The 23,677-nt window shown below is 55.4% G+C and carries 24 protein-coding genes; 11 read left to right on the top strand and 13 right to left on the bottom strand.

Features of this window, described 5'->3' with window-relative positions:
* Position 1 precedes the first annotated feature (1 nt).
* The 5 genes from lnt to miaB are packed head-to-tail and all read right to left on the bottom strand — an operon-like array spanning position 2 to position 5,158.
* A complete protein-coding gene (gene lnt / locus QUD59_RS09895) occupies positions 2-1,489 on the bottom strand; it encodes an apolipoprotein N-acyltransferase (protein ID WP_286236780.1) in 1,488 nt (495 codons plus the stop codon).
* Between the two features lie 4 nt (positions 1,490-1,493).
* Positions 1,494-2,330, bottom strand: coding sequence for a CorC family transporter (locus QUD59_RS09900; RefSeq protein WP_286236781.1), 837 nt, complete (start codon positions 2,328-2,330; stop codon positions 1,494-1,496).
* Positions 2,331-2,350: 20 nt separating this feature from the next.
* Positions 2,351-2,806: an rRNA maturation RNase YbeY gene (gene ybeY, locus QUD59_RS09905; protein WP_286236782.1), complete on the bottom strand. Its 456-nt coding sequence runs from the start codon at positions 2,804-2,806 to the stop codon at positions 2,351-2,353.
* Positions 2,807-2,809: 3 nt separating this feature from the next.
* Positions 2,810-3,790 (bottom strand): PhoH family protein, encoded by a 981-nt coding sequence (locus QUD59_RS09910; protein WP_286236783.1) that lies wholly within the window; start codon positions 3,788-3,790, stop codon positions 2,810-2,812.
* A 3-nt stretch (positions 3,791-3,793) separates the two neighbouring features.
* Entirely contained in the window at positions 3,794-5,158 is a 1,365-nt protein-coding gene (gene miaB, locus QUD59_RS09915) for a tRNA (N6-isopentenyl adenosine(37)-C2)-methylthiotransferase MiaB (protein WP_286236784.1), read from the bottom strand.
* Between the two features lie 498 nt (positions 5,159-5,656).
* Between miaB and QUD59_RS09920 the strand changes: the two genes are divergently transcribed.
* Positions 5,657-5,980 (top strand): DUF1820 family protein, encoded by a 324-nt coding sequence (locus tag QUD59_RS09920; protein WP_286236785.1) that lies wholly within the window; start codon positions 5,657-5,659, stop codon positions 5,978-5,980.
* Positions 5,981-6,010: 30 nt separating this feature from the next.
* On the opposite strand, the gene QUD59_RS09925 is transcribed toward QUD59_RS09920, so the two are convergent.
* Complete coding sequence (locus QUD59_RS09925; protein WP_286236786.1) at positions 6,011-7,174, bottom strand: SPM autocatalytic domain-containing protein; 1,164 nt, start codon at positions 7,172-7,174, stop codon at positions 6,011-6,013.
* Positions 7,175-7,262: 88 nt separating this feature from the next.
* Positions 7,263-8,279 (bottom strand): EF-P beta-lysylation protein EpmB, encoded by a 1,017-nt coding sequence (gene epmB / locus QUD59_RS09930; RefSeq protein WP_286236787.1) that lies wholly within the window; start codon positions 8,277-8,279, stop codon positions 7,263-7,265.
* 127 nt (positions 8,280-8,406) lie between these two features.
* Here epmB and efp point away from each other — a divergent pair, with 127 nt between their 5' ends.
* From efp to QUD59_RS19245, 3 genes are read left to right on the top strand one after another with little or no spacing between them, the layout of a single operon-like run.
* Positions 8,407-8,970, top strand: coding sequence for an elongation factor P (efp, locus tag QUD59_RS09935; RefSeq protein ID WP_286236788.1), 564 nt, complete (start codon positions 8,407-8,409; stop codon positions 8,968-8,970).
* A 57-nt stretch (positions 8,971-9,027) separates the two neighbouring features.
* Positions 9,028-9,726 (top strand): amino acid--tRNA ligase-related protein, encoded by a 699-nt coding sequence (locus tag QUD59_RS09940; protein ID WP_350227779.1) that lies wholly within the window; start codon positions 9,028-9,030, stop codon positions 9,724-9,726.
* Entirely contained in the window at positions 9,710-9,931 is a 222-nt protein-coding gene (locus QUD59_RS19245) for a hypothetical protein (protein ID WP_350227780.1), read from the top strand. Before QUD59_RS09940 ends, QUD59_RS19245 begins: the two co-directional genes overlap by 17 nt.
* Positions 9,932-10,005: 74 nt before the next feature.
* Here QUD59_RS19245 and QUD59_RS09945 read toward each other — a convergent pair whose 3' ends face one another.
* Positions 10,006-11,157, bottom strand: a complete 1,152-nt coding sequence (locus QUD59_RS09945) for a MalY/PatB family protein (protein ID WP_286236789.1) — start codon at positions 11,155-11,157, stop codon at positions 10,006-10,008.
* A gap of 284 nt (positions 11,158-11,441) precedes the next feature.
* On the opposite strand from QUD59_RS09945, the gene QUD59_RS09950 reads away from it, so the two are divergent.
* The 3 genes from QUD59_RS09950 to rimI are packed head-to-tail and all read left to right on the top strand — an operon-like array spanning position 11,442 to position 14,309.
* A complete protein-coding gene (locus QUD59_RS09950) occupies positions 11,442-12,983 on the top strand; it encodes a 2-isopropylmalate synthase (protein WP_286236791.1) in 1,542 nt (513 codons plus the stop codon).
* 23 nt (positions 12,984-13,006) lie between these two features.
* Positions 13,007-13,861: a uracil-DNA glycosylase family protein gene (locus tag QUD59_RS09955; RefSeq protein ID WP_286236792.1), complete on the top strand. Its 855-nt coding sequence runs from the start codon at positions 13,007-13,009 to the stop codon at positions 13,859-13,861.
* The gene (rimI, locus tag QUD59_RS09960) at positions 13,851-14,309 is read left to right on the top strand and encodes a ribosomal protein S18-alanine N-acetyltransferase (RefSeq protein WP_286236793.1); all 459 of its coding nucleotides are present in this window, start codon (positions 13,851-13,853) and stop codon (positions 14,307-14,309) included. The genes QUD59_RS09955 and rimI overlap by 11 nt, the downstream gene beginning before the upstream one ends.
* Here the strand turns inward: rimI and QUD59_RS09965 are convergent.
* Positions 14,293-15,213 carry a GGDEF domain-containing response regulator gene (locus QUD59_RS09965; RefSeq protein ID WP_286236794.1) on the bottom strand — a complete coding sequence of 307 codons (921 nt, stop codon included), beginning with the start codon at positions 15,211-15,213 and terminating at the stop codon, positions 14,293-14,295. The two genes, rimI and QUD59_RS09965, sit on opposite strands and share 17 nt — an antisense overlap.
* A gap of 136 nt (positions 15,214-15,349) precedes the next feature.
* On the opposite strand from QUD59_RS09965, the gene QUD59_RS09970 reads away from it, so the two are divergent.
* A complete protein-coding gene (locus tag QUD59_RS09970) occupies positions 15,350-16,018 on the top strand; it encodes an energy-coupling factor ABC transporter permease (protein ID WP_286236797.1) in 669 nt (222 codons plus the stop codon).
* Positions 16,019-16,021: 3 nt separating this feature from the next.
* Here the strand turns inward: QUD59_RS09970 and QUD59_RS09975 are convergent, their stop codons facing one another.
* Both QUD59_RS09975 and QUD59_RS09980 read right to left on the bottom strand, forming a co-directional pair.
* Complete coding sequence (locus tag QUD59_RS09975) at positions 16,022-16,552, bottom strand: response regulator transcription factor (RefSeq protein WP_286236798.1); 531 nt, start codon at positions 16,550-16,552, stop codon at positions 16,022-16,024.
* Between the two features lies 1 nt (position 16,553).
* Entirely contained in the window at positions 16,554-17,798 is a 1,245-nt protein-coding gene (locus QUD59_RS09980; protein WP_286236799.1) for an ATP-binding protein, read from the bottom strand.
* A gap of 118 nt (positions 17,799-17,916) precedes the next feature.
* Here QUD59_RS09980 and QUD59_RS09985 point away from each other — a divergent pair, with 118 nt between their 5' ends.
* Positions 17,917-19,497, top strand: a complete 1,581-nt coding sequence (locus QUD59_RS09985; protein WP_286236801.1) for a peptide chain release factor 3 — start codon at positions 17,917-17,919, stop codon at positions 19,495-19,497.
* A gap of 59 nt (positions 19,498-19,556) precedes the next feature.
* Positions 19,557-20,342 (top strand): TatD family hydrolase, encoded by a 786-nt coding sequence (locus tag QUD59_RS09990; RefSeq protein ID WP_286236802.1) that lies wholly within the window; start codon positions 19,557-19,559, stop codon positions 20,340-20,342.
* Here QUD59_RS09990 and QUD59_RS09995 read toward each other — a convergent pair.
* Together QUD59_RS09995 and QUD59_RS10000 are read right to left on the bottom strand one after the other, a co-directional pair.
* Positions 20,330-20,746 carry a hypothetical protein gene (locus tag QUD59_RS09995; RefSeq protein WP_286236803.1) on the bottom strand — a complete coding sequence of 139 codons (417 nt, stop codon included), beginning with the start codon at positions 20,744-20,746 and terminating at the stop codon, positions 20,330-20,332. The genes QUD59_RS09990 and QUD59_RS09995 overlap by 13 nt on opposite strands.
* Before the next feature lie 14 nt (positions 20,747-20,760).
* Positions 20,761-22,671 (bottom strand): beta-ketoacyl synthase, encoded by a 1,911-nt coding sequence (locus tag QUD59_RS10000; protein ID WP_286236805.1) that lies wholly within the window; start codon positions 22,669-22,671, stop codon positions 20,761-20,763.
* 285 nt (positions 22,672-22,956) lie between these two features.
* On the opposite strand from QUD59_RS10000, the gene QUD59_RS10005 reads away from it, so the two are divergent.
* Positions 22,957-23,613, top strand: a complete 657-nt coding sequence (locus QUD59_RS10005; RefSeq protein WP_286236807.1) for a YiaD family glycine zipper/OmpA-like lipoprotein — start codon at positions 22,957-22,959, stop codon at positions 23,611-23,613.
* Positions 23,614-23,677 lie beyond the last annotated feature (64 nt).

The following is a 23,677-nucleotide window of genomic DNA, read 5'->3' on the forward strand; positions in this document are numbered from 1 at the left end:
TTCAGCTCAGCTCAGAAAGCGGGTTGCGTGGTCGCCGCCGTCCCAGACTAAACAGGCACAGGAGCAGAGCGGCGCCGAGTACCGGAGCAGAGCCGTATTGCTGGAAGGGTGTTTCTCCGTGCATCGGGTAGACCTCTCCACGCAGAACACCGGAGCGGAACTGGGGTAGTCGGGCGACCAGTTCCCCCTGAGGGTTGATCAGACCGCTGATACCATTGTTGGTGCCGCGAATCAGCCAGCGACCATTCTCCAGCGCCCGCACCCGGGCGATCTGCATATGCTGAGCCGGTGCAATGGAGCGTCCGAACCAGGTGTCGTTGGACACCGTCAGCAATATATCTGCCTGCCTTGCGCCGCTGCGGACCAGTTCAGGGTAGGCGATCTCATAACAGATCGCTGTACTGATCTGCTGGCCCTTAACCTGCAACAGAGGTTGCTTGCCCTGAGGTAGCGAGAAGCTCGACATAGGCAGATTGAAAAAATCTAAAAGCCCGCGTAACTGCTGCTCAACCGGGACGTATTCACCAAACGGCACCAGCCGCTGTTTATGATAAATGCCGCTGCCGACGGTGAGTATCGCTAAGCTGTTGTGAATCCGGTAACCACGGGGGCGGCTGGCATCCCGTTCACTGCTGGGCAGACCGCTGATCAGAGTGACATTCTCCGCATCCAGTGTGTTGAGCAGTTCACCGAGTGCCGGAGCGGCCTGATGGAACAGTGCCGGAATTGCGGTTTCCGGCCAGAGCATCAGGTCAGTATCGGTATGCGGCAGGGAAAGTTCCTGATAACGGCTGAATATGTCCGGACGGTAGTCCGGGTTCCATTTGATCTGCTGCGGGATATTCGGTTGCACCAGCGCTACCCTCAGGGGCTCTTCTCCGCGTTCGGTCCAGCTCTGGTGTAACAGGTAGCTGGCGATCAGAGGCAGCGGCAGGGCGAGGAGTAACGCCACCCGGCGCAGACGCAGCAGTTCCGCGGCGCAGAGTGCAGTCAGCAGCATGCCGAGGCTGGCCAGCCAGACGCCTCCGATCGGCAACAGGTTGGCAAAGGGGGTATCGAGCGCAGCATTGCCCAGATAAAGCCAGGGAAAGCCGGTAAACAGCCAGCTCCGCAACCACTCAAAAACGATCCACAGGCCAATAAAGCCCAGTGCTCGAAGCCGGGCACTGAACAGTTTGCTCCACAGGTAAAGCTGTAGCGCAAACAGCAGGGCCAGTCCGGCTACAAACAGCAGTGTCAGAATAACCGCGATCGGTAACGGGGTCTGACTGTGCTCGCTGATACTGACATACACCCAGGAGACGCCACTGCCGAAAAAGCCGAGGCCAAACAGATAACCGAGCCAGCCGCTTTGCGTGACGGAGCGATGAGTGCAGCAGAGGTAGAGCAGAGCCGGTGGCAGTAACGCCAGATAGGGAACTTCGAAAGGTGCCATCGCCGGAGCGATCAGGGCACCGGCGAGCAGGGCTGTAAGGGCGGCGATCAGCATCGGTTTATGTGTGGCGAACGACCTGCAGCAGGCGAATACGCCGGGTGTCTGCGGACAGAATCTTAAACTGGAAGCCGTCTATGTCGACGGTTTCATCTTTTTTCGGCAGGTGGCCGAAACTCTGGGTGACAATGCCGCCGATGGTGTCGAACTCTTCATCCGGGAAGCCGACGGAGAAGAACTCATTAAAGTCTTCGATCGGGGTCAGTGCCTTGACGATAAAGGTGTTGTCATCAAACGGTTTGATGTTGCCTTCATCGTCTTCCGGGTCATGCTCATCTTCGATTTCGCCGACGATCTGTTCCAGTACATCTTCGATGGTGATCAGGCCGGATACACCGCCGTATTCATCCATCACAATCGCCATATGATTGCGGTTAACACGGAACTCTTTCAGCAGGACGTTGAGTCGCTTGGACTCCGGGATAACGGTCGCGCTGCGCAGTTTGCTCTTCAGGTCGAACGATTCCAGTCCCTCTTCCAGAATCAGCGGCAGCAGATCTTTTGCCAGCAGGACACCAAGGATTTCATCCGGTGATTCACCAATCACCGGGAAGCGTGAGTGAGCGCTGGAGATAATGACCGGCAGGAATTCGCGCGGGGTCTGATCCGCTTCTACCACAACCATCTGCGAGCGCGGGATCATCACATCCCTTACCTGCATATCAGACACCTGCATGGCACCTTCCATGATGGTCAGGGCCTCATTGTCCAGCAGGTTGTCGTCGGTCGCCTGACGTAAATCGGTTAACAGGTCTTCGCGGCTGCGCGGCTCGTCACTGAATGCCTGAGTTAACTTGCCTAACCAGCCTTTGGGCTGTCCCGTTCGATCTTCGCTCATGGTTTTGCGGGGTCCTGAAATTAGTTGTCGTCCCGGTAGGGATCTGCAATCGCTATACTTGCCAGAATCTGCCGTTCGAGGTCTTCCATCTCTTCGGCTTCAGCGTCATTTATATGGTCGAAACCGATCAGATGCAAGCAGCCATGTACAACCATGTGTGCCCAATGGTCAAAAAGGGCTTTTTTCTGTGCCTGGGCTTCCTCTGCCACCACCTCAGCGCAGATCACCAGATCGCCGAGCAGGCTGAGCGGGACTCCTTCCGGGACTTCGAACGGAAAGGAGAGTACGTTGGTGGGTTTATCCTTGTCGCGATAGTCACGGTTCAGTTGCTGACTTTCCTCAGGAGAGACCACGCGGATGCAGATCTCGCCTTCATCGCGACGGCCGCCGAGGGCGGCATCGACCCATTGCTGAAACTGCGCTTCAGTGGGTAGTTCGCCCTCGACTTCGTACTGGATATCACAATCAAAGGCCATGATTCAGTCCTTGTTCTGACGTTGTTCAAAACGATCATAGGCGCGCACGATATGCTGCACCAGCGGGTGGCGTACCACATCTTTGGCGGTGAAGCGGGTAAAGCCGATATCCTTCACGCCGTCCAGCACCTGCATCGCGTGGATCAGGCCCGACTGGGTTCCCTTAGGCAGATCTACCTGAGTGATGTCGCCGGTGATCACCGCGGTTGAGCCAAAGCCGATACGGGTGAGGAACATCTTCATCTGTTCGCGGGTAGTATTCTGGCTTTCATCCAGAATCACGAACGAGTTGTTCAGGGTGCGGCCGCGCATATACGCCAGCGGAGCCACTTCAATAACATTGCGCTCGATCAGCTTGCCAACCCGCTCAAAGCCGAGCATCTCGTAAAGTGCGTCGTACAGCGGGCGCAGATAGGGGTCAACCTTCTGACTCAGATCGCCGGGCAGGAAGCCGAGCTTTTCGCCGGCTTCAACCGCCGGACGCACCAGCAGAATGCGGTCAACCTCTTCCCGTTCCAGCGCATCCACGGCACAGGCGACGGCCAGATAGGTTTTACCGGTACCGGCAGGGCCGATGCCGAAGTTGATATCGTGTTGCAGAATAGAGCGGACATATCCCTGCTGGTTTTCACCGCGCGGGCGGATCAGGGCTTTTTTCGTGCGGATGCTGATATCCGTGTCTTCAATCTTCTGATGGCTGATCGCCTGTTCGAGTCCACTCTGCTGGATCAGCAGATGGATCTGTTCAGGGGTCAGGCGCTTATCCTCACGGGCATCGGCATAAAGGCTCTCGAGCATGTCGGAGACTTCGCTGATGACCTGCATGTCGCCCAGCAACTGAAAGTGGTTGCCGTGGTTACGGATCTCAATCCCGAGACGCTTTTCCAGCATCTTCATATGTTCATTGAACGGGCCGCACAGGTTGGCGAGGAATTCCGCGTTTTCCGGTTCCAGAGTCAGTTTGATCGATTGTGCTGTGGTCAATGCTTAGCCCGCCTTTGCCGTAAAAGTATCGTCCAGTTCGGAACAGATCAGTTCACCTACCAGCGAGTTGGCGTAGGCTTCGACGATCTTCACATCGGCAAAGTGGCCGATCAGGTCCGGGTTGGCGCAGCGGAAGTTAACCACACGGTTGTTCTCGGTACGACCGGAAAGCAGGCCCGGGTCTTTCTTCGAGTAGCCGTTAACCAGAATACGCTGGGTGCTGTTGACCATGCGACGACTGATCTGCTGAGCGTTCTGAATGATCCGGCTCTGCAGAATCTGCAGACGTTGCTTCTTGGTCTCTTCGTCAATGTTGTCCGGCAGGTCTGATGCCGGTGTCCCCGGACGACGGCTGTAGATAAAGCTGTAACTGTTGTCGAAGCCGATCTCATCGATCAGTTTCATGGTGGCCTCGAAATCAGCATCGGTTTCGTTGGGAAAGCCGATAATAAAATCAGAGGAGATCTCAATGTCCGGGCGTACTTTGCGAATACGGCGGATTTTCGATTTGTACTCCAGCGCGGTGTGTCCGCGTTTCATCGCCATCAGAATCTTGTCGGAACCACTCTGCACCGGCAGGTGCAGGAAGCTGACCAGCTCGGGAACCTCAGCATAGACGTCGATCAGAGAGTCGCTGAACTCTACCGGATGGCTGGTGGTGAAACGGATACGGTCGATCCCCTCGATTGCGGCAACGCAACGGATCAGCTCAGCCAGATCGGCGGTGTCACCATCATGCGTCGCGCCGCGGTAAGCGTTGACGTTCTGTCCCAGCAGGTTGACCTCACGCACGCCCTGCTCGGAGAGTTCAACGCACTCGGCGATCACGTCATCCAGCGGGCGGCTCACCTCTTCACCACGGGTATAAGGCACCACGCAGAAAGTGCAGTATTTTGAACAGCCTTCCATCACCGATACAAAGGCTTCTGCGCCCTCCACTTTAGGGGCAGGCAGGTGATCAAATTTCTCAATTTCAGGGAAAGATACATCGACGATACCGACACCGCCGGCGTCGGTTTCACTGATCATCTCCGGCAAGCGGTGCAGAGTCTGGGGGCCGAAGATCATATCCACATAAGGGGCGCGTTTAAGGATGTTGTCCCCTTCCTGACTGGCTACGCAGCCACCCACGCCGATCTTCAGCTCGGGCTTACTCTGTTTCAGCTTGCGCCAGCGACCCAGCTGGTGGAACACCTTCTCCTGAGCTTTTTCACGGATCGAACAGGTGTTGAGCAGCAAAACGTCTGCCTCATCGGCATTTTCTGTCAGCTCAAGATCATGACTTTCCCCCAGCAGATCTGCCATGCGGGCAGAGTCGTATTCGTTCATCTGACAGCCGTGGGTTTTAATAAACAGCTTTTTCGCCATTGTTCACCTGTAGTTTGTTTGGATCAAAAGCCCGGAGGGTCTGTTTCTGCCGGGGTCTGTAAAGGACCGCGCATTATACTGAAGCGACCAGATAATGAACAGTTTAGCTGAGCAGGGAATGTCGCACCGTCAACCGGGCACCGACTCGGGGCGAACGCGCTGAGTTGTGCACTGTTATCACTCAGGTATATTCGGGGAAAAAGCAGTCAACGCGTTGGCTGTGTTCTTAACTTCATGAAAATAAAGAATTTTAATATTCTGGCCCGGGCTTTGCTATTTGTAGGCCAGGTAGATCGGTGCAGATCTGAAAAATAAAAATAAAAAAACCTGGACGGAATACAGCACCCCGGCACCCGCTAAGGCGGTCTGTTGGGGTGCTTTTTTTCTGCCTGCACAGCGATTGCCTGTGCGTTTCCCTTGAAACGATTCAGTTTTGCCCTTATCTAGCAGGTTTAATTATTTCCGCCCGTCAGGGCCCGTTTTCGATCAGGGTAATCAATGGCTAAAGAAGATCGTATCTACCGTGTGATCTTTGTGAATCAGGATCAGGTATTTGAGCTCTATGCTAAACATGTCTACCAGAGTGATATGTGGGGCTTTCTGGAAATTGAAGAGTTTGTCTTTGGTAATCGTTCCGAGTTACTGATCGACCCGGGTGAAGAGAAGCTGAAGAATCAGTTTGCCGGCGTTAAGCGCTCATATATCCCCAGCCATGCTGTGATCCGCATTGATGAAGTCGAGCAGGAAGGGATCGCTAAGGTTTCCGAAGCGAAAGGCACCATCACTGCGTTTCCGCTGACTCCGGCGCCGAAAAAAGATTAATCAATCAGGGCTAAGCCCTGATTGATCAGTTCAGACAACCAGATCGACCTGCTGCAGGCTGCCCGTGTTACCGTTTTCGAACAGGAACAGACCGGATGATCGGATCTTACCGCCCAGTTCGTCACTGCCGGACCCCGCCTGCAGATCCCACTCGGTTTCGGTATATCCGAGATAAAGTGCGCCAACGCCTTTATCGGCAAGGCTGAACAGACTGCTGCTGCCATCGGCATGCTGAACCCAGATTTTCAGCTTCTCCCAGACTGAATCGCCTTCATCAATAAAGCCATTCTTGTCTTCATCATACTCGGCCAGCTCCAGGAAGCCGTTGCCGGAGTTGGCGCCGAACAATTCGCTACCGTTGTCGATCACGCCATTTTCATTGTTATCCAGCGCGATATAGCCGCTGCTGGATTGAAGGCGCTGGATCTCTTCGCTTTCCCCATCGCTGTCCAGATCAAAGCTGATGGTATCGGCACTGAGCTCGGCGGCTTTTCCGGCAAAGTTGATGACCAGCGGATCTTTCAGGGCGGCGCCGAGGCGGATCTGAAAGCTGCGGTTCTCACTCAGGGTACGGCTCATGTTCAGTTGCAGATTCAGGTCGATGGTCCGGCCATCAGCGGTTTTGACCTGACCGGTGGCCTGAAACTGAACCTGAGACTGAGAAACATGGGTTTCGCTGTAGTTATAAACAAGGCCATGTTCGAGACCTGCTTCGGCCGCTGAACCCCCGGAGCTGATGTTCAGCTCGGCGTTACTGCTCTGTGCGCTGGTCTGAACGCCGCTGCCGCCCCCGCCGGACCCCTGCAGATCCAGCATGCCGACACTGAAACGCTTGCCGGTGAGGCTTTCGAACAGTTTTTTCAGCAGTTCGATTTTAACTTTGTCTTCCGGGCTGAGTTCAAACAGCGAAGGGCCGGCGGAATCCCGCTTGCCGAGGAGCTGGTCGAAGCTGTATTTGCCCAGATCCTGTTTGGCGATCACCTGTCTGGGGTCGTTGTAACTGGCCTGAGTTTCACGGACCTCTGTGACGACCTCCCGCTCAACCCGTTCACGGTGTGTACCCGCCACCAGATTTTGCCTGTTGAAGGTATCTCCGGCACGGACAAAGCCTTCGGTTAATGTCTCCCTGACCTCTTTGTAGCGGCTGCTACTGGCCGCGCTGTCAAGGGCGACCTCTGCTGCGGCTATACGCATACTCCACCTGCGATTTCTGGTTAACCATAGGCGGGGTATCGGCTGTGCCGGCTGAAACTTCAGTGCTTCTCAGGCGGATGAATTTTTTTCAGTCGTGCAGCAGGGTTTTGGAAGCGCGCCCCGGTATCTCCCGGGCCAGACGCGGCACCAGATAGCCCGGCAGCAGGGTCTGTAGCTCGGCATGCAGGGCAATCGCCTGCTGATCAGGAATATCAAAATGAGCCGCACCCTGTACCGGGTCGAGGGTAAACAGGTAGTAGGGCAGTATGCCCATACTGAACAGGGTTTCGCTGAGGGCTGCCTGTGCGCTCACGCTTTCATTCACGCCTTTCAGCAAGACGGCCTGATTGAGCAGGGTGACGTTCGCCTGCTTCAGACGAGCGGCAGCCTTAGCCACGTTCCGGTCCAGCTCATTGGCGTGGTTGGCATGCAGTACCAGAGCGGTATCAAACCGGCTCTGCTCAAGCATCTGACAGAGCCGGGCTGTGACCCGCTGCGGGATAACAACCGGCAGCCGGCTGTGAATGCGCAGGCGGCGCAGGTGAGGAATCTGCTCCAGATCGCCGATCATCCGCTGCAGCCGACTGTCGCTGGTGGCCAGAGGATCGCCGCCGGAGAAAATCACTTCGCTGATGCTGTCATCAGCACGCAGGTAATCGAGCACTTTGTTCCACTGTTCGCTGCCGAGACGGTTATCGGCATAGGGGAAGTGACGGCGGAAACAGTAACGGCAGTTGACTGCGCAGGCGCCACTGAGAATCAGCAGTACCCGGCCTTTGTACTTGTGGATCAGCCCGTCGCTGTGGTTGGCGGCCATCTCCGCCAGCGGATCGGTAACATAGCCACGGATTTCCAGTGTTTCCGCCTCCAGCGGCAGTACCTGACGCAACAACGGGTCGTTGGGATTGCCTTTCTCCATTCGCTGCAGAAACGGACGGGGTACCTTCAGCGCAAATAAACGCGCGCCCTGATCGGCACCATCCAGCAGAGACAGCGGCAGGTCGAGCTCGCGCAGGAGTGCTTCAGGTTCATCAATGGTGTTGCTGAGTAGCTGCTGCCACTCCTCCGTTGCCGGAAGCTGAGTGATGTCTGGAAAAGAATTCATGCTGATTTTGTAAGGAATTGGAGCGGAAAGTTGCCCGCATTTTCCTTTCTAGTAGAATGTCTGTCAATTTTACGCCAGCAGAGGGCTGCGGGGCGAAAAAACTTATACAAGAGATACAGAGAACATTATGGCTAGCTTTTCTACTAACCAGTTTAAAAACGGTATGAAAGTAATGATCGACGGCGATCCATGCTCCATGGTTGACGTTGAATTTGTAAAACCCGGTAAAGGTCAGGCCTTCACCCGGGTTAAACTGCGCAACCTGATGTCAGGTCGTATCTGGGAACGTACTTTCAAGTCCGGTGAAAGTGTGGAAGCGGCTGATGTAATCGACACCAGCATGGAATACTCCTACTACGATGGTGAACTGTGGTACTTCATGGACCCGAACACCTTCGAGCAGGTGGGTGCGGATGAAAATGCGGTGGCTGACGCGAAGCCATGGCTGAAAGAGCAGGACACGGTAATGGTGACTCTGTTCAACGGTAACCCGATCTCTGTAACGCCGGCTAACTTTGTTGAGCTGGAAGTGACTGAAACAGACCCGGGCCTGAAAGGTGATACTGCGCAGGGTGGTTCTAAACCGGCAACTCTGAGCACCGGTGCAGTGGTTCGTGTACCTCTGTTTATCAACGAAGGCGAAGTGCTGAAGATCGATACACGTACCGGTGAGTACGTTTCCCGCGCCTGATCGCTGATTATCTCTGAAACGGCAGCCTCGGCTGCCGTTTTTGTTTGGAGCTCTGTTATGAATTCGTGGCAACCCTCGGCCAGCATTGAGATGCTGCACAAACGCGCTGAGCTGTTCAGCTACATTCGTGATTTCTTCCGCCAGCGTCAGGTGCTGGAGGTTGACACTCCGGTGCTGTCGCAGTGTGCGGTCAGTGACCCCTTTATCGATAGTATTGAGGTGAGTTATCGGCCAACGCTGGCCCATGATGCGCAGACAATGTATCTGCAGACCTCACCGGAGTATGCAATGAAGCGGCTTCTGGCTGCGGGAAGTGGGGCGATCTATCAGATGGGCAAAGTCTATCGCAATGGTGAGTACGGAGGTCGGCACAATCCTGAATTTACCATGCTGGAGTGGTATCGGCCCGGTTTTGACGATGCCCGCCTGATGGATGAAGTGGAGGCGCTGATCGGGCCTCTGCTGGCGCTGAAGTCTGTTCCCCGGGTTCGCTACAGTGATCTGTTTCAGCGTTATCTGGGGTTTCGCCCGGAGGAGGCTGAACTGGAGCAACTGATCAGCGTGACCCGTGAACATATCGATATCCAGATGGATGATTCTGATCCGGATAGCTGGCTGAACCTGCTGATGTCTCATGTGATAGAGCCGCAACTGGCTGAGCTGGATGCTGTGTTTGTCACGGATTACCCTGCCTCTCAGGCAGCGCTGGCCCAGGCGCGAGGGTGCGGACGGGGTGCCGGTGGCGGCCCGGTTTGAGTTGTTTATTAAAGGCGTTGAGTTGGCCAACGGTTATCATGAACTGACCGACTGGCAGGAGCAGGAGCGCCGTTTGCTGGCAGATCAGCAGCAGCGTCAGGCACTGGGCCTGCCCCGGCGGCCGTTGGAGATGCGTCTGGTCGAAGCGCTGAAAAAGGGCTGCCGGATTGTGCCGGCGTGGCACTGGGTGTTGACCGTCTGCTGATGCTGGCTGAGGCGGAAACGGAGCTGGCCCGCGTGATCCCGTTTGATCTGACGCGAGCCTGATTAACGCCGGAGTCAGGCGGGTAGTTCGTTGCTCAGGGCCACTTTGATCCGTCGGACCGCCTCCTCAAGTGTCTCCCGCGGGCAGCCGAAATTAAGGCGCATGTAATGATTGTCGCCAAAGTCGCGTCCCGGTGACATGCCGACGCCGGCCTGCTCAAAGAAGTGGGCCGGATTGCTCAGTTTAGCCCCGGAAACATCGATCCACGCCAGATAGGTGGCTTCTACCGGCAGCAGCTTAAGACCGGGGATCTGGTTGATCTCCCGGTGCAGATAGTCGCGGTTGCCACGCAGGTAATCCAGTTGTTGCCGGTTCCACTCATCACCATCGCGGTAGGCTGCTTCAGTGGCGGTGTAGCCGAGCAGATTCACATCCGGCACGATCCCTTTTTTGACATCGATAAACTGCTTGCGCAGTTGCGGATCGCTGATAATCGCGAAAGAGCAGCCAAGGCCTGCAATGTTGTAGGTTTTACTCGGTGCCATCAGGGTGATGGTACGGGCCCGGATGTCTGCTCCGAGGGAGGCGATCGGGATATGCTGTAAACCGGGTTCAAGAATCAGATCGCAGTGGATCTCATCGGAACAGAGGTAGAGGTCATGTTTCAGGATCAGCTCCGCCAGTTGTTCCAGTTCTTCACGACGATAGACGGCACCGCCCGGATTATGAGGGTTGCAGAAGAGCAGCAGGCGGGTGTTCCCGGTAATGCTGGCTTCCAGTGCTGCCAGATCGAGGACAAAGTGATCGCCATTCTGACGCAGCGGGACAGTGCAGACTTCCCGGCCAGACAGGCGTGGAGATGACATAAACGGTGGGTAGATCGGTTTTGGGCTGAGCACCGTATCCCCCGTCTCACCCACTGCCCGACAGGCCAGATTGAGGCCACAGACCAGACCGGGAAGCCAGATCAGCCAGTCCTGTTCTATCTGCCAGTCATAGAGTCGTTGCATCCGCGCCTGTATCAGTTGATTGAGTTGGCCGGGTACATTGGTATAGCCAAAAATGCCATGCTCAATCCGCTCATGCAGGGCCTGAATAACCGCAGGGGGCGCCTGAAAATCGGTGTCTGCTACCCACATGGGGAGGATGTCCCGATCAGCGTATTTCTCCCATTTCTGACTGGCGGTGCCTTTCCTGTCTACCTGACGATCAAACTCTTTTTCCATGACGACTCGATTCTTTATTTTGTTGGTTGCAAAACACGGGTCTGGCGCTATAGTGGGTGGTCACTGGATAACCTCGCAAACCCCGGAACTACCGCTTCTCTAGAGAGTATTACAGCCACGCCGGTTGATGCCAGCGCAAAGCCTGGTCGAGCCGATGGCAAATCGATCCCGATGGGCAAAGTATAGTTCTCCCGGACCCCCAATTGTGTCCAGTTTGGTAAAGATTTTAGTGACAGGCGATATACTTAAAAGATAACCCCTGTCCGACCCTGTGGAGCACCGCTATGAGTAACGACAATCGTGTAATTATTTTTGATACCACCCTGCGTGACGGTGAACAGAGCCCCGGCGCGTCAATGACACGGGACGAGAAGCTGCGGATTGCAAAACAGCTGGAAAAAATGCGGGTCGATGTGATTGAAGCCGGCTTTGCCATTGCAAGCCCGGGCGACTTTGAATCGGTTAAAGCGATCGCTGAGGCGGTGACCGAAAGCCGGGTTTGTTCTCTTTCCCGTGCTTTGGATGCTGATATCGATCGGGCTGGCGAAGCGTTGCAGAACGCCGCGATGGGCCGGATCCACACCTTTATCGCAACCTCGCCGATCCACATGAAGTACAAGTTGCAGATGGAACCGGATCAAGTGGTTGAGCAGGCGGTTAAGGCAGTAACCCGGGCGCGTAACCTGATCGACGATGTAGAGTTTTCGCTGGAAGATGCCAGCCGCTCCGAACTGGATTTTATGTGCCGGATTATCGAGAAAGTGATCGATGCCGGTGCCCGCACAATCAATATTCCGGATACCGTAGGTTATGCGGTGCCTGCTGAGTTTGCGCATACCATTGGTCAGTTGATTCAGCGTATCCCGAACGCCGACAAAGCGATCTTCTCGGTGCACTGTCATAACGATCTGGGTCTGGCGGTCGCCAACTCGCTGGCAGCGGTGGGCGCAGGTGCCCGTCAGGTTGAATGTACGATCAATGGTCTGGGTGAGCGAGCGGGTAATGCTTCGCTGGAAGAGATCGTGATGGCGATCCGTACCCGTAAGGATACGCTGGGCGTAGAAACCGCCATCGACACCACGCAGATCGTGCCAGCTTCGCGTCTGGTCTCCAGTGTTACCGGGTTCCCGGTACAGCCTAACAAAGCGATTGTGGGGGCTAACGCCTTCGCCCATGAATCGGGTATTCATCAGGATGGGGTGCTGAAACACCGCGAGACTTACGAGATTATGACCGCACAGGATGTGGGCTGGAACACCAACCGGATGGTGCTGGGTAAGCACTCCGGCCGCGCCGCATTCCGCAGCCGTCTCGAGGAGCTGGGCACCAGCTTTGCTTCCGATGCCGAGCTGAACAATGCGTTCTCCCGGTTTAAAGAGCTGGCGGATAAAAAACATGAGATCTTCGATGAGGATCTGATCGCACTGGTCAGCGACACCCGCGCCAGTGCCAGCAGTGAGCAGTTCAGACTGAGCAGCCTGTCAGTGACGTCCCAGACCGGTGAAACACCTCTGGCGAAGCTGGTTCTGCGCATGGGTAATCAGGAAGTCTCCGCTGAAGCTTCCGGCAGTGGCCCGGTCGATGCCGCATTCAAAGCGATTGAATCGGTTGCAAACTCCGGCGCCAGCCTGCAGATCTACTCCGTGAATGCGGTGACCGAAGGGACTGATTCTCAGGGTGAAGTGACGGTGCGACTGGAGAAAGGCGGTCGGATCGTCAACGGCCTTGGTGCGGATACCGATATTATTATCGCCTCTGCCAAAGCTTATATTCATGCGCTGAACATGCTGGATGCTAACGTTCAGAAAGCTCACCCTCAGGTCTGATCGGACTGAATGAGGAATAAACCGTGAGTCTGCAGCAGGAGCAGTTGCGTCATCAGTATCTGGAAGCGATGGGGATCAGTAGCTGGTTACCCTGTGCCCCGCTTCCCGGTGCCGCACCCTCTGCAGACTGGCTGAATGATTTTCAGTATCCGGCGCCGGAGATTCCGTTTGCTTCGGATCGCTCTGCCACAGCCCGCTCTCAGTTAGGGCTCAACAGTCAGAATCCGGCACCTTTATCACCGGTTGCCAAAACGCCCCCGGCACCACCCGGCGAGGGTATGAGTGCGGCAAGGGCGGCTCTGGGGCTCTCTTCTGTCCCGGGGGAAACTGACCCGGAACCGGCAGCGGAAGAGGCGACCGTTGAAACCGAAGGGCCGCGGGAAACCGGCGCTGAAGTTCAGCCGCCGCGGTTTAAGCTGGCATTTCAGCGGATTGCTGATCTGCTGGTGGTCGATAGTCTGCCGCCGCAGGGTGGCGCTTTTGCGGAGCATTATCAGCATCTGGCAACTGCGATTGTGGCTGCACTTGGCAGTCGGGGAGAGATCGCTCAGCCATTTATGCTTCCCTGGCCTATGTTTGCGAGTAAAACTCTGGATCAGGGGCCGCAGCAGGCCCGTATCGCGGTTCAGCATAAGTTATCTAAAGAGCTTCAGTCGGGTGATATCCGCGCGGTATTGCTGTTTGGCGAAGCGGCTGCCCAGATGGTACTGGAACGTAGTGAAGAGCTGGCAGAACTGAAAGGGATCAGCTTTACCCTGCGCAGCGATGTTAAGGTGATCGCCAGTCACAGTCTGACTGAGGCGATGCAACTGCCGGGAATCAAGAAACAGATCTGGCTGGACCTGCAACCCCTCCTGAAACAGCTTAATGCGCGCTGAGATCCGTCTGCTCCGGGCGGAGGATCTGCCTGCCTTGTCTGCACTGGAACAACAGTGTTTTACCTCGGCCTGGAGTGAATCCCAGCTTATGCAGCGTGTGCTCTCTGAAAAAGGGCTGGCACTGGGGCTGTTCACGCCTGCTCTGAGCGCATTTGCGCTGTTTTCCACCTTGCTGGATGAGGCTGAGTTGCTTCAGGTGGCAGTATTACCTGAGTCTCAGGGGCAGGGGCTGGGGCGGAATTTGCTGGATGCCTCGCTGGGCATGCTCAGTAACAGACAGGTGGAGCGTGTGTTGCTGGAAGTCAGGGCCTCAAACCTGCCTGCGATTGCCCTCTATCATCGTCTCGGGTTTGCTGAAGATGGCCGGCGTAAAGGCTATTATCCGCCAGCAGGTTCTCAGGGCACACGAGAAGATGCCCTGCTGATGAGCCTTAGCCTTCACCACTGAAACTACGCCAGCCGTTACGTCCGGCCTGTTTGGCTGCATACAGGGCCTGATCTGCCTGCCGTAGCAGAGCGGTAGGCGTTTCCGCCTGATGCTGGGTGCTGCTGATGCCAATACTCAGGCAAACCCTGTCTGCAGAGGCTCCGGGGGCGTGGGCTAAATCCCGCTGGGCCAGTGTTTCGCAAATCCGCTGACAGACCACCTCTGCTTCCTTAATGGAAGTTTCCGGCAGGATAATGGCAAACTCTTCGCCACCGTAACGGGCGACCAGATCGTGGGAGCGAAGTAAGCTCTTCTTCAGGACTTTTGCGACGGCTTTCAGGCATTCATCGCCCTGCGGGTGGCCGAAGTGATCGTTGTACAGTTTAAAATGGTCGATATCCAGCATCATTGCGGTCAGTTCTTTGCCGTCTCGTTTGCAGCGTTTCCACTCCCGCAGCATGTGCTGATCGAGTGCACGGCGATTGTAGAGGCGGGTCAGCGGGTCCTGACTGCTGAGTTTTTCGAGTCTGGCGTTGGCGTTGTCGAGGGCTTTTTTCATATTGGCAATGCGTTCCATCGCCCGGATTTTGGCTCTCAGTACCACGGGGCTGACAGGTTTAGTCAGGTAGTCATCGCCGCCGGCATCGATTCCCTCTTTGTAGTGTTTTTCGTCGCTCTGGCCACTCAGAAAAATAATCGGGAACCAGGTGTCGGGATAGGTATCGCGTATCTGCCGGGTCAGTTCAAACCCGTTCATGCCGGGCATCTCAACATCGGTCAGAACCAGATCAATGCTTTCCTCATCGAGCGCTTTCATGGCCTGTTCGGCATCTTCAGCAAACAGCGGCCGGTAGCCGGCATCATTGATAACACTACCGATGATCTCACGGATGTAGCGGTCATCGTCAACCAGAAGTATATTCATGCAGTATTCCGTTCTCGCGGAACGTCCGTGTTCTGCTGATATGGGTCAAATAGAGTACATCCACCCTATGATCATATGCGTATGATTCTGATGTTCAATGTAAAATAACGTCATTTATCCGTGAACATGATTGATTATGAGTTTTACTGACGGTTTGCTGAGTACCGGTTGGCTGATTGCTGCGGCCCCGATTTATCTGTTTGCGTTACTGCAGGCGGCCCGGCATGCGCCCTGGCGGGTGCTGGGGGATAACCGGGTGTTGCAGCATATGCTGGGTGGTGCAACGGCGCTGCTGGCAGTGCTCTGGACAATGCGGGCCGGGATCTCTCCCGGTCTGGGTATCCATTTTCTCGGAATTACCGTAATGACACTGGTCTTTGGCTGGGATCTGGCCATTCTGGCGGCCAGTGTGGTGTTGCTGGCGATGGCGCTGATCGGTAAAGAGAGCTGGGATGGTTTACTGATAAACGGGATCTGTTCTGTGCTTCTGCCAGTGGCGGCTACCTACCTGATCTGCTTTTTTGTTGAGCGGCGATTGCAGAAGAACTTCTTTATTTTTCTGTTTGTCTGCGGTTTTATCGGCGCGGCAGTCGCTACCGCGGTTGCAGGGCTCTCAACCAGTGCGGTGTTATGGCTGGACGGGGTGTATGATCTGAATAAGATCTATCACGAATATATCCGTTACCTGCCACTGATTATGTTCCCGGAAGGGTTGCTCAACGGGATCTTTCTGACCGGAATGCTGGTGTTTCACCCTGACTGGGTGCGGACCTTTGACGCCAAAGGCTATATCGACGAGCAATAGATTTCAGCGCTGTACCGGGCGCTTGGCCAGCTTGCGTTGCAGGGTGCGGCGGTGCATACCCAGTGCCCGGGCGGTGGCAGAGATATTGCCTTCATGCTCTTTCAGCACTTGCTGAATATGTTCCCATTCCAGCCGGTTAACCGACATCGGCTGCTCGGTAACTTCAATCTCTGCGTCGGCTTCTACTTTGTTCAGAGCGGCCAGAATCTGATCAGCATCTGCTGGTTTTGGCAGGTACTGAGTGGCCCCCAGCTTGATCGCTTCCACCGCTGTGGCGATGCTGGCGTAGCCGGTCAGCATCAGGATTTTCATCTCCGGATTAAGGCTGCGCAGCAGGGGAATCAGATTAAGCCCTGAAGCGCCGTCCATCTTCAGATCAACCGTGGCCAGATCCGGCTGCCAGTTTTGCAGCAGTTGTTCGGCTTCAGTTACGCTGGCGGCGGTCTGCACCTCAAACCCGCGACGGCCAATGGCCCGGCTCAATACCTGAGTAAATGCGGGGTCGTCATCAACAATCAGAAAGCGTTCAGCCATTTCAGTGCCTTACAGGTAGGGTGACTTCGGTCAGGGTGCCCCCTTCCGGATGGTTGTAGAGCCGGACATCACCGGCGTATCGCGCCAGTGTGGTGGCGGTCAGAAACAGGCCGATACCGAGGCCTTTGCCCTTAGTGGTGATAAAGGGTTTACCCAGATTATCGCTCTGTTCCAGACTGATGCCGGGGCCCTGATCATGGATCCGGAAAAACACACTTTGCTTATCCCAGTCCAATTCTATCTCAATGCCCACCGGCTCCGCATCAGCGGCGTTATTCAGCAGATTGAGCAGGGACTGGCGCAGGGAGGTTGTACAATTGAGCTGAGGGGCAGCCGCAGTGTTAGAAACACGGTAGCGGTAACTCGCTTCAGGGCGCTGTACCTGCCACTGTTCAAGCACGTCATCGACCAGTTCAGTGGCGGGCAGTCTGCGGCTGGTGGATTGCTCCTCCTTAACGCTTTGTGTCATCTGTTGCAGGCGTTCGGCACAGATATTGGTCTGCTGTTGCAGTAACTGCAGGTCTTCAAGCAGTTCCGGTTTGTCCTGATGCTCATATTGCAGCTCTTTCAGCAGAACCTGCATGGTGCTCAGCGGGGTGCCCAGCTCGTGTGCGGTTCCGGCTGCCATGGTCGCCAGAGAAAGCAGTTGCTGATCCTGTATGCGCTTCTCTCTCTCCTGCTCGAGCTTCTCCTGCTGGTTATGCATAGAATGGCGCATGCGGACAATGAAGTAGGTGATCACCAGTACCGTCAGCAGGAAATTGATCCACATCCCGGTAATGTGAATATCGAACAGGGCCATAATCCGGTGCTGATGATTGCTCTGCAATTGTACCAGCGGTTCGTAATGGACCAGCAGAGAGCTGTAGATCGCGACGACCATCAGGGCAATCAACCAGACATAGCGCTTCGATAAAGTCGTGGAAGCGATAATCAGGGGGACTAATAACAGGAATATAAAGGGGTTGGTTGCGCCGCCCATATGAAAAAGCAGGGCGCCATAGAGGGCCATATCAGCGACCAGTTGACTGAAAAATTCAGGTTCGGTCACCGGCCAGAAGGAGTTCAGTCGGGCGTAGGTAATCAGGTTGAGCAGCGCTAGAACCAGCAGCGTCAGGATGATCTGCCAGATATTCAGGTCGGCGCGGAGAATGTAAACCGCAAACAGAACCGCCAGTGACTGACCGAACAGCGTCAGGGTACGGATATAAGAAAGTTGCAGCAGATTATCGCGATGGTTGGCCATGCCGGAATTATACCTCAGCCGGTGGGGGAGCAGGCGAGGCAAAATGTCGCAGTTGAGGCAATTTTGCGCAGTAAGAGTATAATGCCCCCTTTCTGCCATCCTAGTATGAATTTGACCGATGAGTATCCTGCAAGAAGAAGTTAATCAGCGTCGCACTTTTGCGATTATCTCGCACCCGGATGCGGGTAAAACCACCATCACTGAAAAGCTGCTGCTGTTCGGACAGCTTATTCAGCAGGCGGGTACCGTTAAGGGTAAAAAGAGTGACCGTCACGCGACCTCCGACTGGATGTCGATGGAGCAGGAGCGTGGTATCTCCATCACCTCCTCGGTGATGCAGTTCCCTTATAATGGGCGGGTGGTTAACCTGCTGGATACACCGGGTCACGAGGATTTCTCTGAGGATACCTACCGGACCTTGACTGCTGTGGATTCCGCGCTGATGGTGGTGGACGGCGCCAAGGGTGTCGAGGACCGGACCATCAAGCTGATGGATGTTTGCCGTCTGCGTGACACACCGATCTTCTCCTTTGTTAACAAAATGGACCGGGATATCCGTGATCCAATTGAGCTGCTGGATGAGATCGAAGAGGTTCTGAAGATCGCTGCAGCGCCAATTACCTGGCCGATCGGTATGGGGCAACTGTTTAAAGGGGTTTACAACCTTTACACCGATACCATTCATGTATTCCAGCCGGGGCAGGGTCACACCATTCCGGATGATCTGCAGATTCAGGGGCTGGACAGCGCAGAAGCGCGCGAGCTGCTGGGTGAAGAGTATGAGGACTATCTGGAAGAGGTTGAGCTGGTGCGTGGCGCAACCCACGAGTTCGATCAGGAAGCTTTCCTCGCCGGACAACTGACGCCGGTGTTTTTTGGTACGGCGCTGGCCAACTTTGGTGTCCGTGAGATGCTGAATGATTTTGTGAAGTGGGCGCCGTCACCGATTCCGCGTTCTACCCTGAGTCGTGATGTTGAGCCAGACGAAGAAAAATTCAGCGGCTTCATCTTTAAAATTCAGGCGAACATGGACCCGAAACACCGTGACCGTATCGCCTTTATGCGGATCTGTTCCGGTAAATACAGCAAAGGCATGAAAATGCGCCACAGCCGGATTAAGAAGGATGTGAAGATTGCCGATGCGGTGACCTTTATTGCTGGTGATCGTGAGAACGTGGAAGAGGCCTGGTCCGGCGATATTATCGGTCTGCACAATCACGGTACGATCCAGATCGGTGATACCTTCACTGAGGGTGAAGAGCTGAAGTTTACCGGTATTCCGCACTTTGCCCCGGAGATGTTCCGTCGTGTGCGGCCGCTGGATCCACTGAAAATGAAGCAGTTGCAGAAAGGCCTGCAGCAGCTTTCTGAAGAGGGAGCCGTGCAGTTGTTCCAGCCACTGAAGAACAATGACCTGATTCTGGGTGCGGTGGGTCAGCTGCAGTTTGATGTGGTGGTGTTCCGTCTCAAGGATGAGTACAAAGTTGATTGTAAGTATGAGCCGATCAGTGTGCAGACGGCGCGCTGGGCGGAGTGCGAAGATCATAAACTGCTGGCGGACTTCCAGAAGAAAAACCACGACAATCTGGCGATCGATGGCAGTGGTCTGCTGACCTATCTGGCACCTACCCGGGTTAATCTGAGCCTGGCCGAAGAGCGCTGGCCGGATGTGCGCTTCCGCGCGACCCGCGAGCACTAAACCTCCGGCTGCAGGCCATCCGGCTTGCAGCCTTACTTTCCTCCCCCTAAGCTGCAGTTATGCATCTGATCGATAGTCACTGCCATCTGGATTTTCCTGTATTCCGAGACCAGCTCGACGCTGTCATGCAGCAAGCACTCACTGCGGGTGTCGCTGATATTGTGGTGCCCGGCGTGTGTGCGGCGGACTGGCCACGGCTTCTGAGTCTGGTTGAGCACAAACACCCGGCTATGCGCTTGCATCCCGCCCTCGGTCTGCATCCCTGTTTTATGCAGCAGCACCGTGAGGAGGATCTGGAGCAGTTACAGCAGGCGTTACAGGCGGGTGGCATCTGTGCGCTGGGAGAGATCGGGCTGGATCTGTTTATCGCTGATGCGGATCTCGAGCGGCAATTAGCTTTTCTGCAGCCGCAACTGGCGCTGGCCGACAGATTCAGGCTTCCGGTGCTTCTCCATGTGCGCAAAGCGCACGACCAGATGCTGAAGCAATTGCGGCGTCAGTCGCTGGCGCGGGGAGGCATCGTGCATGCGTTTTCAGGCAGTGCTCAACAGGCGGCTCAATATCTGGATCTCGGTTTCAGGCTGGGCATAGGGGGAACCATCACCTATGAGCGGGCAACAAAACTGAGAGGATTAGTGAAAACCCTGCCGCTGGAAGCGTTTGTGCTGGAAACCGATGCGCCGGATATGCCGTTGGCGGCGTACAGAGATGAGCCGAATCAGCCAGCGCGGGTACTGCAGGTAGCACAGACGCTGGCGGATTTAAGGGGAGTGACGCTGCAGGAAGTTGCCGCGCAAACCACGGCAACCACGCGTCAGTTATTAGGCCTGGATCAGAAGGAGTGATCGATCATGCCGTGTCCGTTCTGGATCTTCTGCAGGGTTCTCCAGACCAGATCGGTTTTGTCGTTTTTCGGAACTCTGAAATAACGGCCCTCGTCACCTACCGGCGTTGACTGATAGCTGCCATCCATCGGTTTGATCACCATGCGGATCAGACTGGCCGGGTAATTTGGCCCTTTTACAGGCTGGCCGTAACTTTCTTCGAGCGGCTGCAACTGGGCGCGGGATGAAACAATTTTGGTCATGTCGCTGCAGACCCGGCTGTTACCGTTACAGTAGAAGCGGTTCTGGATGTCGATCAGATAAAAACTGGTGTCGACAGGTTCACCTTTGCCCGGAGTGATAGAGTCCAGACTCATACAGCCGCTCAGGCCCAGAAAAGCAATCAAAAGTGTAACGCTGCGCATGCATCTTTCCTTGTTTAGCAGAGGTCTTCAAAAGGATTGTTCAGTTCAAGACTGATCGGGTTAGCATAGCCCGGCAGTTCAATCTGCTGATCGGTAATGGTCAGCTCTTCACCCAGCAGTACATTGTTGTCATAGAGATAGATGGGCTTGGCTTCGCCACGCAGTGCGGCCTGATCGTAGGCGGCGGCCACCTGACGGGTCTGCTCCAGTTTGTCCTGATAGGCGTTAAGCTGTTCACGGCTGTAGCGCTTGCTGAGCATGGTTTTGACGACGTGCGGCGCCAGTACCGGTGCGGAGGCATTGTTACCGCCAAAGCCTTTCGAGTTAAGCAGAACGGCGTCCATCCCCTCAGCACCCACTTCGATATGCTGGTTACTGAGATGGAGGTTACTCTGGTGAACGTCGTCAGCAAACTCCGGTGTGGTGACAATGCCGGGAATATAGCCATATTTCCAGGTGCCCAGAGAGGTGCTTAGCTGGTCACCGCCAGCGGTGCCTTGCGAGTGGCCAAGGTAGCACTTCACCGCTGCAACCGGCCAGTTACCAATGTTAAATGCTTTGGCGGTTTCGTTGATGACATGGGATTCAGTCACCCGGTTCTGTGGGGTGCTGGTTCCGTGGGCCTGAACAAAACTGCGCTGCTGCAGCGCTGTTTCGCCGAGCATCTTGCGTACCAGTGCCGCAGACTTGGCCAGGGTAATGTAGTTGCCAATACCCGGTGCGGAGATCGATTTTTTGTGGCCGTCGGCGTTCACGAATACCTCAGGTACTGCGCCGTAGATTTCAGCGCCCAGCTCGATCGCCAGGTCATCGCTCATCAACAGCACAAACTGGCTGCTCTCACCGATGGTGAAACCACAGTTGTTGCCGAACGGACGGCAGGCTTTACGGTAGCTGTCGGCGGTCAGTTCAGTCAGGTTATCGAGTGCTTTAAGATCTTTGTCTTCGGCCAGCGCGCCCATGGCGCGGAAGCCTTCAATGACTTCCGGTGTGACCGGTGCATCGCTGCCGCCCACCAAAACCACTTTGCGACGTCCGCTGCGAATATCATTGACCCCGCTGCGAAGGTTGTAAAGGAATGTGGCGCAGGCGCCCAGTGCACCGCCGGTAGTGCCCACGTTGCCCAGAATGTAGGCGTTAACAAAATCCGCGGGCATCTGGGCATAACCCAGAGGCATCTGTTTGGAGGTGGTGCGTTTGCCCAGTGCCGGAAACTTAGTCAGACCACCAAAGCCGAAGTCATCCAGTTGGCCGATAGAGTTGCTGGCGTAAACGGCAATCTGATCCGGAGCCACGCGGCTGGCGATCGTCTCAAACGGGATGCCGCTTGAAGAGAGTGCATCGGATGCGGCGAATACGGTCATCTGCAGGTTGCGCGGATGATTGCGCGACTGATACAACTTGCCCGGCTGAAACCCGCTGGGAAGCTGGCCGGCAGATTGTACGGGTGCGCTCTTGCTGTCAGGCAGGATCGCTTCCAGCAGGCCATTCACCTCTATATCGAACTGTCCCGGAGCGGTCTCTGTGACCTGCCAGTTGGTCGGAATGTTTTGTGGCATCTGCCGTTTACGCAGACGGAAGCGCAGCCCCTCTTCACCGCAGTTGAGGCTGGCCGGGCGGTTAAACATCACCTGTTCAACGTCAAAGCAGCTTTTTTCGATGCGACGAATCAGGGTGCTTTCCAGTAGCTGAGTCTGCAGGGTCTGAACCAGCTCCTGAGCGTCGCAGGGCGCGCCGTTCTGGTTGATGTATTTACCATCGGCGGTGGTGGTCAGGCCAGTGAGAATCGCCAGATCGGTCAGCGTTTCTGTCCGCGATTGTGGGTCCAGTTTGTCAATGATCAGGCGTCGGTAAGCATGATGAAAGGAGGCTCGCCCGGCGGGGTTTATACCACCAAAACCGACAATGACAGGTAGCTGGGACAATGGATTCTCCTCAGAGGTACAGACAGCAACAGAACTTCGGCACGGTCCTAGCCTCAGCAGTGGAGCCGGTTTGTGCCAGTTTATAATCGGATTATTTTATCGGTGTTTACCTGTACTGACTAGGTATCCGGTGAATAAAGTCTATAATTTTTCGGCGGCGAGTCGTGTTCGCGAGAGGGGCCTTGGGGGCCCTGGAGAGAGAACTTTTTCGCCGCTTGATAGTCAGTGAGCGTTCAGTGTTACTATTGCTTAATTCAGGGAACTGTTGAGTCTTAGGAGTAGAAAATGAAAAAACTGGTTGCCGTCGCTGTTGCAGGGGTATTGCTGGCCGGGTGTCAGACGCTGGATCCTTACACCGGTGAACAGAAGGTCGGAAATACTACCAAGGGCGCAGGTATCGGCGCAGTTGCAGGGGCCGTTCTCGGCGCTGCTGTTTCAAGTAAAGATGACCGCAAAAAAGGTGCCCTGACCGGCGCGCTGGTCGGTGGTGCTGTTGGTGGCGGTATCGGCTACTACATGGATCAGCAGGAAGCGCTGTTGCGTCAGGAGCTGGAAGGCACCGGCGTCCGGGTGCAGCGTATCGGGGATTCAATCCGTCTGATAATGCCGGGCAATATTACCTTTGCGACCGACTCTGACCGGATCGCGGGTAACTTCTATCCGGTACTGGATTCAGTGACTAAGGTGTTGCTGAAGTTTGATCAGACTGAGCTGAATGTGGATGGTTTCACCGACAGCAGCGGTTCGTTTGAATATAACCAGCAGTTGTCTGAGCGCCGAGCTGCCAGTGTGGCGGATTATCTGGCCAGCAGCGGCATTTCCCGACTGCGGATCAATGCCCGGGGTTACGGTGAGCGCTATCCGGTGGCGGATAACGGTTCAGCCGCAGGCCGCTCCCAGAATCGTCGGGTAGAGATCAATATCAGTGGTACCCGCCGCTGATCGATCTGCAAACAGGTAAAAGAAAGCCCGGTTCGACTGGTTCGGACCGGGCTTTTTAATGCGT

The sequence above is a fragment of the Neptuniibacter halophilus genome (assembly GCF_030295765.1).
GTDB lineage: Bacteria > Pseudomonadota > Gammaproteobacteria > Pseudomonadales > Balneatricaceae > Neptuniibacter > Neptuniibacter halophilus.

Excerpts from the sequence above, each read along its gene's own strand:
- QUD59_RS09965 (WP_286236794.1), bottom strand. The coding sequence starts at position 15,213 with ATGAATATACTTCTGGTTGACGATGACCGCTACATCCGTGAGATCATC.
- miaB (WP_286236784.1), bottom strand. The coding sequence starts at position 5,158 with ATGGCGAAAAAGCTGTTTATTAAAACCCACGGCTGTCAGATGAACGAA.
- ybeY (WP_286236782.1), bottom strand. The coding sequence starts at position 2,806 with ATGGCCTTTGATTGTGATATCCAGTACGAAGTCGAGGGCGAACTACCC.
- QUD59_RS09950 (WP_286236791.1), top strand. The coding sequence starts at position 11,442 with ATGAGTAACGACAATCGTGTAATTATTTTTGATACCACCCTGCGTGAC.
- rimI (WP_286236793.1), top strand. The coding sequence starts at position 13,851 with ATGCGCGCTGAGATCCGTCTGCTCCGGGCGGAGGATCTGCCTGCCTTG.
- QUD59_RS09900 (WP_286236781.1), bottom strand. The coding sequence starts at position 2,330 with ATGAGCGAAGATCGAACGGGACAGCCCAAAGGCTGGTTAGGCAAGTTA.
- QUD59_RS09995 (WP_286236803.1), bottom strand. The coding sequence starts at position 20,746 with ATGCGCAGCGTTACACTTTTGATTGCTTTTCTGGGCCTGAGCGGCTGT.
- QUD59_RS09975 (WP_286236798.1), bottom strand. The coding sequence starts at position 16,552 with ATGGCTGAACGCTTTCTGATTGTTGATGACGACCCCGCATTTACTCAG.
- QUD59_RS10005 (WP_286236807.1), top strand. The coding sequence starts at position 22,957 with ATGAAAAAACTGGTTGCCGTCGCTGTTGCAGGGGTATTGCTGGCCGGG.
- QUD59_RS09945 (WP_286236789.1), bottom strand. The coding sequence starts at position 11,157 with ATGGAAAAAGAGTTTGATCGTCAGGTAGACAGGAAAGGCACCGCCAGT.
- QUD59_RS09970 (WP_286236797.1), top strand. The coding sequence starts at position 15,350 with ATGAGTTTTACTGACGGTTTGCTGAGTACCGGTTGGCTGATTGCTGCG.
- epmB (WP_286236787.1), bottom strand. The coding sequence starts at position 8,279 with ATGAATTCTTTTCCAGACATCACTCAGCTTCCGGCAACGGAGGAGTGG.
- QUD59_RS09980 (WP_286236799.1), bottom strand. The coding sequence starts at position 17,798 with ATGGCCAACCATCGCGATAATCTGCTGCAACTTTCTTATATCCGTACC.
- lnt (WP_286236780.1), bottom strand. The coding sequence starts at position 1,489 with ATGCTGATCGCCGCCCTTACAGCCCTGCTCGCCGGTGCCCTGATCGCT.
- QUD59_RS09990 (WP_286236802.1), top strand. The coding sequence starts at position 19,557 with ATGCATCTGATCGATAGTCACTGCCATCTGGATTTTCCTGTATTCCGA.
- QUD59_RS09940 (WP_350227779.1), top strand. The coding sequence starts at position 9,028 with ATGAATTCGTGGCAACCCTCGGCCAGCATTGAGATGCTGCACAAACGC.
- QUD59_RS09920 (WP_286236785.1), top strand. The coding sequence starts at position 5,657 with ATGGCTAAAGAAGATCGTATCTACCGTGTGATCTTTGTGAATCAGGAT.
- QUD59_RS09925 (WP_286236786.1), bottom strand. The coding sequence starts at position 7,174 with ATGCGTATAGCCGCAGCAGAGGTCGCCCTTGACAGCGCGGCCAGTAGC.
- efp (WP_286236788.1), top strand. The coding sequence starts at position 8,407 with ATGGCTAGCTTTTCTACTAACCAGTTTAAAAACGGTATGAAAGTAATG.
- QUD59_RS09985 (WP_286236801.1), top strand. The coding sequence starts at position 17,917 with ATGAGTATCCTGCAAGAAGAAGTTAATCAGCGTCGCACTTTTGCGATT.